The organism is Flavobacterium saccharophilum, assembly GCF_900142735.1.
In the GTDB taxonomy this organism is placed as follows: domain Bacteria; phylum Bacteroidota; class Bacteroidia; order Flavobacteriales; family Flavobacteriaceae; genus Flavobacterium; species Flavobacterium saccharophilum.
Genome location: NZ_FRBY01000001.1, coordinates 1,085,812 through 1,099,730 on the forward strand (window position 1 = coordinate 1,085,812; position 13,919 = coordinate 1,099,730).

10 protein-coding genes and 1 riboswitch are annotated in these 13,919 nt (G+C 36.4%); all 10 genes read left to right on the plus strand.

Annotated features, from left to right (window positions below; genetic code table 11):
- Positions 1-10: 10 nt before the first annotated feature.
- Positions 11-721, plus strand: a complete 711-nt coding sequence (locus BUA98_RS04590) for a phosphoadenylyl-sulfate reductase (protein WP_072970414.1) — start codon at positions 11-13, stop codon at positions 719-721.
- A gap of 131 nt (positions 722-852) precedes the next feature.
- Positions 853-1,752, plus strand: a complete 900-nt coding sequence (gene cysD / locus BUA98_RS04595; RefSeq protein WP_072970415.1) for a sulfate adenylyltransferase subunit CysD — start codon at positions 853-855, stop codon at positions 1,750-1,752.
- Between the two features lie 157 nt (positions 1,753-1,909).
- A complete protein-coding gene (locus tag BUA98_RS04600; protein WP_072970416.1) occupies positions 1,910-3,154 on the plus strand; it encodes a sulfate adenylyltransferase subunit 1 in 1,245 nt (414 codons plus the stop codon).
- A gap of 82 nt (positions 3,155-3,236) precedes the next feature.
- Positions 3,237-5,327, plus strand: a complete 2,091-nt coding sequence (locus BUA98_RS04605) for a HEPN domain-containing protein (protein WP_072970417.1) — start codon at positions 3,237-3,239, stop codon at positions 5,325-5,327.
- Positions 5,320-6,096 (plus strand): uroporphyrinogen-III C-methyltransferase, encoded by a 777-nt coding sequence (gene cobA / locus BUA98_RS04610; protein ID WP_072970418.1) that lies wholly within the window; start codon positions 5,320-5,322, stop codon positions 6,094-6,096. Before BUA98_RS04605 ends, cobA begins: the two co-directional genes overlap by 8 nt.
- Before the next feature lie 41 nt (positions 6,097-6,137).
- Entirely contained in the window at positions 6,138-6,719 is a 582-nt protein-coding gene (locus tag BUA98_RS04615; protein ID WP_065449298.1) for a precorrin-2 dehydrogenase/sirohydrochlorin ferrochelatase family protein, read from the plus strand.
- Positions 6,720-6,890: 171 nt separating this feature from the next.
- A complete protein-coding gene (locus tag BUA98_RS04620; protein WP_072970419.1) occupies positions 6,891-7,943 on the plus strand; it encodes an NAD(P)/FAD-dependent oxidoreductase in 1,053 nt (350 codons plus the stop codon).
- A 1,023-nt stretch (positions 7,944-8,966) separates the two neighbouring features.
- A riboswitch (SAM riboswitch) is annotated at positions 8,967-9,081 on the plus strand.
- Positions 9,082-9,403: 322 nt separating this feature from the next.
- Positions 9,404-10,408 (plus strand): homocysteine S-methyltransferase family protein, encoded by a 1,005-nt coding sequence (locus BUA98_RS04625; RefSeq protein WP_072970609.1) that lies wholly within the window; start codon positions 9,404-9,406, stop codon positions 10,406-10,408.
- Positions 10,409-10,480: 72 nt separating this feature from the next.
- Entirely contained in the window at positions 10,481-10,744 is a 264-nt protein-coding gene (locus BUA98_RS04630) for a hypothetical protein (protein WP_072970420.1), read from the plus strand.
- A gap of 458 nt (positions 10,745-11,202) precedes the next feature.
- The gene (gene metH, locus BUA98_RS04635) at positions 11,203-13,878 is read left to right on the plus strand and encodes a methionine synthase (protein WP_072970421.1); all 2,676 of its coding nucleotides are present in this window, start codon (positions 11,203-11,205) and stop codon (positions 13,876-13,878) included.
- The last annotated feature ends 41 nt before the right edge of the window (positions 13,879-13,919 follow it).

Consider the following 13,919-nt stretch of genomic DNA (forward strand, 5'->3'; position numbering starts at 1 on the left):
AAAAAAGAATATGAGCGCGACAGTTATACAAACATTATTAGATAAGACGAAAGATTTTTCGCTTGATGAAACTTTAGTTTTTTTAGCTAAAGAATATCCGGGGAAAGTAATTTTTTCGACTTCTTTTGGTCAGGAAGATCAGGTAATCACAGATTTCATTGCAAAAAGCAATACTGATATTACCATTTTCACGCTGGATACCGGAAGATTGTTTCAGGAAACGTATGATGTTTTTCATAAGACATTAAAAAAATATAAAAGACCAATTGAGGTTTATTTTCCAGAAGCAACAGCAGTAGAAAATTTATTAAAAGAAAAAGGTCCGAACAGTTTTTATGATTCGGTTGAGAATAGAAAAGAATGTTGTTTCATCCGAAAAGTAGTTCCGTTAAGAAAAGCTTTAGCAGGAAACTCAGTTTGGATCACAGGTTTAAGAGCGGAGCAATCGGAAAACAGACAAGATTTAAATCTTTTTGAATACGACGGAGGTTTTGAAATCATCAAATTCAATCCATTATTAAAATGGTCTTTAGAAGAAGTTGAAACCTATTTATCAGAAAACAATGTTCCTCAAAATGCATTGCACAAACAAGGTTTCGTAAGTATAGGATGCGCACCATGTACAAGAGCAATTTTTCCGGGAGAAGATATCAGAGCCGGAAGATGGTGGTGGGAATCAAGCCACAAAGAATGTGGATTGCATAGCGCTAAAAAAGAGTAAAGAGAATAGAATAAAGAGAATAGAGGCAAGAGCCAAGAATCAAGAGAATAGAATAAAACAATAGTTGAAAATTTCAGAGTACACCACAAAACTTGCAACCTGAAATTTGAAACTTGAAACAAAAAAACACAATGAGTTCAGTATTAAAAACAAACGCTTTAGAGAGTGAAGCAATATACATTTTCAGAGAAGTAATTTCACAGTTTGATAAACCGGTTTTACTTTTCTCTGGAGGAAAAGATTCTATAACATTAGTGCGTTTGGCACAAAAAGCCTTTTTCCCTGCAAAGATTCCGTTTCCTCTTTTGCATGTTGATACGGGACATAATTTTCCTGAAACAATTGCTTTTAGAGATAAATTGGTTGAAGAATTAGGATTAGAGTTAATTGTTCGTAATGTTCAGGATGCTATTGATGAAGGAAAAGTGGTTGAAGAAACTGGAAAATATTCTAGTAGAAACAGCTTGCAGACGATCACACTTTTAGATGCAATTGAAGAATTTAAGTTTGATGCTTGTATTGGTGGTGCGCGTCGTGATGAAGAAAAAGCAAGAGCTAAAGAACGTATTTTTTCAGTTCGTGACGATTTTGGTCAATGGGATGAAAAAAATCAACGTCCGGAATTGTTTGATATTTTGAATGGAAAAATAGAAAATGGTCAAAACGTTCGTGTTTTCCCAATTTCAAACTGGACAGAATTAGATGTTTGGAGCTATATCGAAAAAGAACACATCGAGATTCCATCAATCTATTTTTCACATAAAAGAAAAGTTTTTTTGAGAGACGGTTTAATCTGGTCGCATTCTCCTTTTGTGTATCAGGAAGAAGACGAACAAATCGAAGAACGAATTGTTCGCTTCAGAACCGTTGGAGATATGAGTTGTACAGCCGCTGTTGAATCGTACGCAGCAACAATCCAGGAAGTTGTTGGAGAAATCAGAACTTCAACTATTTCTGAAAGAGGAGCCAGAATCGACGACAAACGTTCTGAAGCTGCAATGGAGAAAAGAAAACAACAAGGGTACTTTTAATTAATTATTAATTGTGAATTGTAAATTATTAATGCAATTCGGAACGTAATTAAAGTCAAAATCAGAAAAACAAAAACATACAGTTTTAAATTTTAGTTCAAAGGGAAGAAACCTGAAACTTGAAACAAAAATTTAAACTTGAAACAAAAATATTAGAATGGAAGTTTTAAAAATAGCAACAGCAGGAAGTGTAGATGACGGAAAAAGTACTTTGATCGGAAGATTATTGTACGATACAAAATCATTGACTACAGATAAAATTGAAGCAATCGAAAAAAGCAGTAAACAAAAAGGGTACGATTATTTGGATTTCTCTTTAGCAACTGACGGATTAGTAGCAGAAAGGGAGCAAGGAATTACAATTGACGTTGCACATATTTATTTTTCGACTGCAAAGAAAAGTTACATTATCGCCGATACTCCGGGTCACGTAGAATATACAAGAAACATGGTTACAGGAGCTTCGACTTCTCAGGTTTCTATCATTTTAATTGATGCCAGAAAAGGAGTAATTGAGCAAACATACCGTCACTTTTTTATCAATAATTTATTGAGAGTAAAAGAGGTAATCGTTGCGATTAATAAAATGGATTTAGTTGATTATTCTGAAGAAGTATACAACAAAATCAAAGCTGATTTCCAGGCATTGAATGCTAAAAGTACTTTCAAAGAGCAAAACGTAAGTTACATTCCGTTAAGCGCGATCAACGGTGGAAACGTCGTTGATCAATCAAAAGATATGCCTTGGTACACAGGTCAAACTGTATTGGAACATTTAGAAGGATTACATTCTTCAGATGTTTTTGAAGCAGGAAAAGCACGTTTCCCGGTTCAAACCGTAATTCGTCCGAAAACAGAAGAGTACCACGATTTTAGAGGTTACGCTGGAAAATTATACGGAAACTCAATTAAAGTTGGAGATGCGGTAACGGTTCTTCCTTCTTTAACCGAATCAAAAGTGACTAAAATTCACTTTTTCGATAAAACATTTGATGAAGCTGTTGCAGGTTCGTCTATCACAATCGAATTAGAAAATGATATCAATGTGACAAGAGGCGATATGATTGTAAAATCATCAGAACTTCCAAAAATTGAAAAAGAAATCTCAACAACTGTTTGTTGGATGGACAGCAAAAAATTGGTTGCAGGAACAAAATACCTGATCCAGCACAATACCAACAGAGTTTTGGCAAAAGTAGAAAGTATCAAAAATACAATTTCAACAGACTATTCAGGAACCAAAGAAGCATCTCAATTAGCGATTAACGAAATTGGAGAAGTAAGTATCAAATTAAGCAAGCCTTTATATTTTGATGCCTACAACGATAATAAATCAAACGGAGCATTCATCTTAATTGATACCGCAACAAACACAACAGCAGGAGTAGGATTCATTCGCTAGTTGATAGTTGATGGTTTTTAGTTGATAGTTATTCAGCCAGCAAACCAACAACCAACAACTAACAACCAACAACTAAAGAGAAATGGAAAGTTTTAGAACAGAAATAGAAAATCCGATAGTTCAAAAAGAGATTATCGATTTAGAAAAAAAGATTCATTTATTCCGTGGAGGAAAAATTGATGATGAGCGTTTTCGTAGTCTTCGTTTAGCGCGTGGAATTTACGGACAACGTCAGGAAGGCGTTCAAATGATTCGTATTAAATTGCCTTACGGTAAAGTAACCAGCGAGCAATTGGTACGTATTACTAAAGTTTCTGATGAATATTCTACAGGACGTTTGCACATTACAACACGTCAGGATATTCAAATTCACTATGTGAGTTTAGATAGAACTCCTGAACTTTGGGCAAATTTGGCAAAAGATGATGTGACTTTGCGTGAAGCTTGTGGAAACACCGTTCGTAATATTACAGGAAGCGAATTGGCTGGGGTAGATGTAAACGAACCATTTGATGTTTCGCCTTATGCACATGCTTTGTTTCAATATTTATTAAGAAACCCGATTTGTCAGGAAATGGGACGTAAATTCAAAATTTCGTTCTCATCATCTGATGAAGATACCGCTTTGAGTTATTTACACGATTTAGGATTTATTCCAAAAATTGTTGACGGACAAAGAGGTTTCAAAATCATGTTTGGTGGAGGTTTAGGATCTCAGCCAGCGCATGCTGAATTACTTTCAGAATTTGTTCCTGCAAACGAAATCATCCCGACAGCAGAAGGAATCATCCGTATTTTTGACCGATATGGCGAGCGTGCAAAAAGAATGAAAGCACGTATGAAATTCTTAATCAAAGAAATGGGAAGAGATGTTTTCCTTGATTTGGTTGAAAAAGAGAAAAAAGCAATCGCTTTTGAAACATACGAAATTGATACAACCGCTTTTGACGGACCAATTGCTGAACCTTTATTAGAAGTTCCGCAAGTTACAATTGAAGATACTAAAGCTTATGAAGCCTGGAAAAATTCAAATGTAATTGCTCAGAAACAAGCAGGTTATTATGCGATTGGAATCAAAGTTTTATTGGGAGATTTTTATACTGATAAAGCCAGATTATTAGCCGCTTTAATTAAAAATTACGCAGCAAATGAATTACGTTTTTCATTGCGTCAAAATATTGTAATACGTCACGTAAAAGAAGAGAATCTTCCTTTCTTTTATCAGGAATTAGCCAAATTAGACTTTGTTCATTTAGGTTATAATTCTACTGTAGATATTACGGCATGTCCCGGTACTGATACTTGCAACTTGGGGATTGCAAGTAGTACCGGTATTGCAGAAGAATTAGAAAGAGTAATAAATGCTGAATATCCGCAGTATTTAAACAACCGTGAAATCGAAATTAAAATTTCTGGTTGTATGAATGCTTGTGGACAACATAACATGTCAGCAATTGGTTTTCAGGGAATGTCTATCAATTCTGGAAAATTAGTGGCTCCGGCTTTGCAGGTATTATTAGGTGGAGGAAGATTAGGAAATGGCGAAGGACGTTTTGCAGATAAAGTAATCAAAATTCCAAGCCGTAGAGGTCCAGATGCTTTGCGTACGATCTTAAACGATTTTGATGCAAATGCAAACGGAGAAAAATTCTTAAACTATTACGACCAAAAAGGAGAGAAATATTTTTATGAGATTTTGAAACCTTTCGCAGATGTAACCAATTTAACAGAAGCTGATTTTGTAGACTGGGGTAACGCTGATAACTACGTAAAAGCAGTTGGAGTTGGAGAATGTGCCGGTGTTGTGATCGATTTAGTGGCTACTTTATTATTAGAAGCCAAAGATAAATTGACTTTCGCACAAGAATCTTTCGACGAAGGAAAATGGTCAGATGCTATTTATCATGCTTACGCTGGGTTTGTAAATGGAGCTAAAGCTTTATTACTTTCAGAAAATGAAAAAACAAACAATCACGCAGGAATTGTGGATTTGTTTGACAACGTTTTTATCGTAACAGGTAAAATCGAATTGGCAACATCGTTTAAAGAATTAGTGTATCAAATCAATCAAAATGAGCCTTCAGAAGCTTTTGCAAAACAATACATTCAAGAAGGAATTGCATTTTTTGATACAATTGAAAAATATAGAGCTCAAGAATTAGCAAATGCATAATACAATAAAACCCAAAGTAACTTTAGTCGGTGCAGGTCCCGGCGATCCGGATTTGCTTACGCTGAAAGGCGCAAAAGCATTGGCTGAAGCGAATGTGGTTTTGTATGATGCATTGGCCAATGAAGAAATACTAGCTTACACACCCAAAAACGCAATTAGAATTTTTGTTGGTAAAAAAATTGGGAATCACGCTTATACGCAAGATCAGATCAATCAATTAATTGTTGATAACGCGCTGACTTACGGAAATGTGGTTCGTTTAAAAGGCGGGGATCCGTTTATTTTTGGGCGTGGAAGCGAAGAAATAGAATTTATTGAAAGCTTCGGAATCGAGACCGTTGTCGTTCCTGGAATTTCTTCAGTAGTAGCAGTTCCGGCAAGTCTGGGAATTTCAATTACAAAAAGAGGCGTTTCAGAAAGTTTCTGGGCGATTACAGGCACAACTTCTGATAGAAAATTATCTGCCGATGTAGCGCTAGCCGCACAATCATCAGCAACAGTTGTTATTTTGATGGGAATGCACAAATTGCCTCAAATTATCGATTTGTTTCAAAAAGAAGACAAAGGAGATTTGCCCGTAGCGATCATTCAAAACGGAACAACTTCAGAAGAAAAAGTTGGAGTTGGGACAGTAAATTCAATTTTAGAAATTGTAAAAGAGAAAGAACTGAGTTCGCCCGCAATTATTGTTCTCGGAGAAGTTGTAAGGGAGAGCAACAAATTAAAAGGCTTTTACGAAGAATTTCTATCAAAAGAAATCGTTCGATAAAATATAAATCATCTAATTTTGATTGGATAAAATTAAATGAAATGGAACAGAATGAATTATATCCAATATTCCTAAAGCTTCACAATCTGAATGTGTTGATTGTGGGTGGAGGAAATGTCGGATTAGAGAAGCTTTCTTTTTTGCTAAAGTCAAGTCCAAATGCCAATGTTGAGGTCGTAGCGCCCGACTTTCATTTAGAAATTAAAGTTTTGGCAGAGAATCATCCTTCAATTAAATTGACGGAATCGAAGTTCAAAAAGAAAATGCTTAAAAAGCGCCATATGGTAATCGCTTGTACCGATGATTTAAAAGTCAACAAAAGAGTATACGATTTATCCCGAAAGCGTTATTTGATTTGCAATATAGCCGATACGCCAGATTTATGTGATTATTATTTAGGCGGAATCGTGACAAAAGGGAATGTGAAAATCGCCATTTCGACCAACGGAAAATCGCCAACAACAGCCAAAAGATTGCGGGAGTTTTTCGAAGAGGTAATTCCGGAAGACATCAACCAAATGGTAGAAAACCTAAACGAATACCGGAAAACTTTAAAAGGCGATTTTGAAGAAAAGGTTAAAAGAATGAATGAAATAACCAATTCATTAAAGAATAAAGAATAAAGAGTAAAGAATAAAGAAAAACAAAAAGTCCCGGAGGGACGAATTATATTGTAGCTTCGGGATTAACCCGATGGAAAATTAGGCAAAGAAATCAATGACAAAAATCATTGGCAGTAGAATAAATTATTCGTTTCTTTGTATTATTAAGAATGATTATAAACAACAACCATAATGATTAAAACAGATATACTTATAATTGGAGCAGGCCCTACAGGTTTATTTGCCGTTTTCGAGGCAGGACTATTGAAATTAAAATGTCATATTTTAGATGCTTTACCACAAGCAGGAGGACAACTTTCAGAATTGTATCCAAAAAAGCCTATTTATGATATCCCTGGTTTTCCTGAAGTTTTAGCAGGAGATTTAATTGATAACTTACAAGAACAAATTAAGCAGTTTGAGCCAGGTTATACATTAGGAGAAAGAGCTGAAACGATCGACAAGCAAGAAGACGGAAGTTTTATTGTAACATCAAATAAGGGAACTAAATTTCACGCGCCGGTTATCGCTATCGCTGGAGGTTTAGGAAGTTTTGAGCCACGCAAGCCACTTATTGAAGATATCGAGTTTTACGAAGATAAAGGAGTAAAGTACTTCATCAAAAATCCGGAGAAATTCAGAGATAAAAGAGTTGTAATTGCAGGAGGAGGAGATTCAGCTTTAGACTGGAGTATCTTTTTAGCGAATGTAGCTTCAGAAGTAACTTTGATTCACAGAAGAAATGAATTCAGAGGAGCTCTTGATTCTGTAGAAAAAGTACAGGAATTAAAAACTGCCGGAAAAATTAAATTAATTACACCAGCAGAAGTAATCGGAATCAATGGTGCTGAGCATGTTGAATCGTTAGATATCGAAGAAAATGGCGCACACCGTAAAATAGAAACCGATTTCTTTATTCCACTTTTCGGATTAACACCAAAATTAGGTCCAATTGGAGACTGGGGATTAGATATCGAGAAAAATGCAATCAAAGTAAACAACGCCTTAGATTACCAGACTAATATTCCGGGAATCTTCGCCATTGGAGACGTAAATACATACCCAGGAAAATTAAAATTGATTCTTTGTGGTTTCCACGAAGCAACTTTAATGTGCCAGGCGGCCTACCAAATTATCAATCCAGGTAAAAAATACGTATTGAAATATACAACAGTTTCTGGAGTAGACGGTTTCGACGGAACTCGTAAAGAAGCACCGAAAGCGGTTGTGAAAGCGATTGTCTAAGTTGCTAAAACACTAAGATACTAAGGTTCTAATATTTTTTAAAAAGCCCAAACTTGTAAAGTTTGGGCTTTTTTAATCCCATAGGGATACCATGTTTATAGAATAAGGATGCCTAATGAAAAAAAGCCCCAGCAGGGCGACATGTAATTATTTATAAAGATTATGTCGCTCCGCTGGAGCTTTGGTTAAACGTATAATTGTTTGCTATAAACATGACGCTCCGCCAGAGCTTTGTTAAAAAGGTATTATTAGAATTTAAATGAAGGTTCTAAACAATTTTTATTGTAGATATTTAAAACATAGCCAGTGGTTTCAACCACTGGAACACAACGTATAGACACAACGTAAATTGCAACGCTGTTGTGGTGGATGATCACAACGCGTATATTAATATATAATCACGAACCGTCTCCCACGGTTGAAACCGCGGGCTATATTTGAAAAAACATAAACTATAAATATGATGCTTCGCTGGGGCATTATTCAACAAACAATACTAATTGTTTTTTTTTTAAATCCCGTAGGGATGCAATGTTTATAGAATGAAAGATGCCTAATGAAAAAAAGCCCCAGCGGGGCGACATGTAATTATTTATAAAAATCGTGTCGCTCCGCTGGAGCTTTGGTTAAACGTATAATTGTTTGCTATAAACATGACGCTCCGCCGGGGCTTTGTTAAAAAGGTATTATTAGAATTTAAACGAAGGTTCTAAACAATTTTTATTGTAGATATTTAAAACATAGCCAGTGGTTTCAACCACTGGAACGCAACGTATAGACACAACGTATAATCATATACAGGATCACAACACAAACGAATTATCACAATACGTTCCCCGTGGTTGAAACCGCGGGCTATATTTGAAAAACAAAAGCCAAACTTAGCCCCTTAGTATCTTAGAACCTCAGTACCTTAAAAAAAAACCTTAGAACTTTAGCAACTAAGTCCCTCAGAACCTTCAAAAAAACATTTGCAAATCGCAACCCTATTTCATACCTTTGCACCGTTCCTAAATTTATTGAAAGTTATCACGAAAGGCGGAGGGATAGACCCGATGAAACCTTAGCAACCCTTTATCATAAAGAAGGTGCTAAATTCTACTTTACACTAATTCATAGTATTAAAGATAGATAACACAAATACATAAAGTATTTCCTCAACTTTTCCTGACAACCTTACAATATTATTTTACTGAATTCACAGTTTAATGAGCGAATTATTGGCGCATTTATGCCATCATCGTTCCCGCTTTTCGTTGCAATCTTTTGCTTTTTAAAGAAAAAAGCAAAAGGATTTCCACTTCAATCGGGGCTAATTAGCTGACAATAGTGAATTCTTGGAATCAATGTGAATCAAACCGCGTATCCTAACAGGTTTTCAAAACCTGTTAGGTATGAAGATAATAAAAATTAAAAAAAAGCTTAGTGTCTTAGCGTCTTCGTGGCAAAAGGCAAACAACATGGCAATAACAATTCAGGAAGCAATTAAAAAAAATATCCTAATCCTTGATGGAGCAATGGGAACAATGTTGCAGCGCTATAATTTCTCAGAAGAAGATTTCAGGGGAGAGCGTTTCAAAGATTTTCCACATCCGTTAAAAGGAAACAACGATTTACTATCCATAACACAACCACAAGCGATCCGCGATGTTCACGCTGCGTATTTTGATGCCGGCGCTGACATTGTAGAAACCAATACTTTTTCAGGAACTACGATCGGTATGGCCGACTATTTCCTGGAAGATTTGGTTTACGAATTAAACTACGAATCGGCTAAAATTGCCCGTCAGGTAGCGGATGAATTCACCGCTAAAAATCCAGACAAGCCACGTTTTGTAGCCGGTTCAATCGGACCGACAAACAGAACAGCAAGTATGTCGCCAGACGTAAACGATCCGGGTTACAGAGCCGTAACTTTTGATGATTTGCGTATCGCCTACAAACAACAAGTCGAAGCTTTAATGGATGGTGGCTGTGATTTATTATTGGTAGAAACAATCTTTGATACCTTAAATGCGAAAGCGGCACTTTTCGCGATCGAAGAAGTAAAAGAAGAACGCAATCTTGATATTCCAATCATGGTTTCAGGAACGATTACCGATGCTTCAGGAAGAACACTTTCTGGTCAAACAGTTGAAGCTTTTCTGATTTCAGTATCACATATTCCGTTATTAAGTGTAGGTTTCAATTGCGCTCTTGGAGCCGATTTATTGAAACCGTATTTGAAAACATTATCTCAGCATACACAGTTCAACGTTTCAGCACACCCAAATGCAGGTTTACCAAATGCGTTCGGACAATATGATGAAACGCCAGAACAAACCCAGGCGCTAATCAAAGAATATTTAGACGATAATTTAATCAACATCATCGGCGGTTGTTGCGGAACAACTCCGGATCATATTAGATTGATTGCTGATGTTGCGAAGGGTTATAAGCCACGTGTGGCGCCGGTATTAGTGTAACGTTTCATGCAAGGTTTTCAAAACCTTGTAGGTATAAATTTTAGTAGTTTGGTTTAAAGTTTAAACTATTTGATGGAAACAGCAGAGCACATAGTGTATTCAGAAAACGGAGAAGTTTTTAACGCATTTTTAAATTCTAATTGGTACGATACCATGAGTCCATATTTATATTGTGTGTCTCAATTAAAAATTATTAAAAGCAAGATTGACAATAACGAAAAATTCAAAATAGAAAGTAATGGTAAGATATATCATATTACGACCAATTTAGAATTTAAGAACTGGATAGAAAAGGTGTTTTATGGAGGGTTTGAGAAACATGTTTTTATTGATTAAAAATTAATAACAAACGTGCAAGGTTTTGAAAACCTTAAAAGAAGACATAGAGTGAAAATCTCTTTAAAAAAGTTCCGGAGGAACGAAATGTTGGTAGCAACGGAATTTATTCCGTTGAAAATGATAAACGACACAAAACAAGAGTTCCGTAGGAACGAAATATAAAATTGGTTCAAAGATTTGAAAAATTTATTTCAAAACGACAATTGAAATCGTGAAAAAATAAATCGTCTTTTGAAACCGATACCGCGTGAGGGATAGAAGTGGATAGCCCACAGACCATGAGTGATAACGAATAGGTCGAGGACTTGTAACGGATAGCCCGGCCCTTGGGACACGCCCAAAATAAGATTATTAAAAACGAATATACCCACAAGGTTTCGAAAACCTTGCAGGAAAACAAAGAATAAAAAAACTTAGAACCTTAGAATCTTAGGGCCTTAGTAACTTAAAAAAAAATGGCAGAAAAAAGAAGAGACCTTGTATTAGCAGGATTAGAACCGTTGATTATTACGCCCGAAAGTGTTTTTGTAAACGTTGGGGAACGTACGAATGTAACAGGTTCGCGAAAATTCCTTCGCCTGATCAAGGAAGAGAAATATGACGAGGCGCTTGATATTGCAAGACAACAAGTAGAAGGTGGAGCACAGATCATCGATATTAATATGGATGAAGGAATGCTTGATGGTGTTCAGGCAATGACAAAATTCCTGAATTTAATTGCATCAGAACCGGATATTTCGAGAGTGCCGATTATGATTGACAGCTCGAAATGGGAAATCATTGAAGCGGGTCTGAAAGTAGTGCAAGGAAAAAGCGTTGTAAACTCGATTTCGTTGAAAGAAGGCGAAGAAGCCTTTATTCATCACGCCAAATTAATCAAACGTTACGGAGCGGCGGCAATCATTATGGCTTTTGACGAAGTGGGTCAGGCCGATAATTACGATCGAAGAGTCGAAATTTGTCAGCGTTCGTATGATATTTTGGTTAACAAAGTGGGTTTTCCTCCACAGGATATCATTTTTGATTTAAATATTTTTCCCGTTGCAACCGGAATGGAAGAACATCGCTTAAATGCTTTGGACTTTTTTAGAGGAACAAAATGGGTTCGTGATAACTTGCCACACGCACATATTAGTGGTGGTGTGAGTAACGTTTCGTTTTCTTTTAGAGGAAATGATCACGTTCGTGAAGCGATGCACTCGGTGTTTTTATACCACGCGATTAAGAACGGAATGACGATGGGAATCGTGAATCCAGAGATGCTTTCAATTTACGATGATATTCCGAAAGATTTATTAGAACATGTTGAAGACGTAATTTTAAACAGACGCGATGACGCGACAGAACGACTTTTAGATTTTGCGGAGAACGTAAAAGGCGAAGTAAAATCAGATGAAAAAGCGATTCAGGAATGGCGTTTAGGAACGGTTCAGGAAAGAATTACGCATTCATTGGTAAAAGGGGTTGACGCTTTTATTGAAGAAGATGTAGAAGAAGCGCGTTTGGCAGCAACAAAACCAATTGAAGTTATCGAAATCAATTTGATGACGGGAATGAATGTCGTGGGAGATTTATTCGGAAGCGGAAAAATGTTCTTGCCACAGGTTGTAAAATCGGCGCGTGTAATGAAAAAAGCCGTTGCTTATTTATTGCCTTATATCGAAGCAAGCAAACAAGCCGGAGACAAACAAGGAAACGGAAAAATTTTGATGGCTACTGTAAAAGGCGACGTTCATGATATTGGTAAAAATATTGTTTCGGTGGTTTTGGCTTGTAACAATTACGAGATTGTAGATCTTGGTGTTATGGTGCCTCCGGAAAAAATCATTGCGGCTGCGATTGAACATAATGTTGATATTATTGGACTAAGCGGACTGATCACACCTTCGCTTGACGAAATGGTATATCTGGCCAAAGAATTAGACAAACAAGGAATTAAAATCCCGATTATGATTGGTGGGGCAACAACTTCACGTGCGCATACTGCCGTGAAAATCGCGCCGCAATATAGAGAAACTGTAATTCACGTAAACGATGCTTCACGTGCCGTTACTGTGGCAGGAAATCTATTAGATCATAACCGTAAAATATATGCAAGCGATATTCGTGCAGAATATGATTCGTTTAGAGAAACGTTTTTAAATCGTTCAAGAGATAAAAACTTCTTAAGTATTGAAGATGCGCGTAAAAATAAAATGCAATTAGACTGGAGTGAATATACTCCAACAAAACCAAAATTTATTGGAAAACAAACTGTTGAGGTTGATCTGGATGTTTTGGTTCCGTATATCGATTGGACGCCATTTTTTCAAACCTGGGAATTGCACGGAAAATATCCTGCAATTTTAACGGATGAGGTTGTGGGTAAAGAAGCAACTTCTCTTTTTGCAGATGCTCAGGCGATGCTTAAAGTAATTTTGGCTGAGAAAAAACTACAAGCAAAAGGTATTTACGGAATTTTTCCTGCGAATCAGGTTGATGATGACGATATCGAATTGCGTGATGAAAACGGAAAAGTTTTGGAGAAATTCTTAACGCTTCGTCAGCAATCACAAAAAACAAAAGGCGCGCCGAATATTGCATTGTCTGATTTTATTCTGCCAAAAGAAAGCGGAATTGAAGATTATATGGGAGCTTTTTGTGTGACAACCGGTTTTGGTGTTGACGAATGGGCAGCAGAATTTGAAAAGGATTTGGATGATTATAATTCGATTATGGTTAAGGCATTGGCCGATCGTTTTGCTGAGGCTTTCGCCGAATATCTTCACGAAAGAGTTCGTAAAGAATTCTGGGGTTATGATAGAGAAGAGTCTTTAACCAACGAAGAATTGATTAAAGAAAATTATAAAGGAATTCGTCCGGCGCCAGGCTATCCGGCTTGTCCTGATCACTTAGAAAAACCAACGATTTGGAAACTTTTGAATGTAGCTGAAGAAATTGGAGTAACCTTGACAGAAAGTATGGCGATGTGGCCAGCTTCCTCTGTTTCTGGATATTATTTTGGAAATCCGAAAAGCAGGTATTTCGGACTCGGAAAAATAAAAGAAGATCAGGTGGTAGATTACGCAAAACGACGCAGCGTCTCAACTGAATATGCAAGCAAATGGTTAAACCCTAATATAGCAGATTAAAATATAGTTGATGGTTGATAGTTTTTGGTTGTTAGATAATA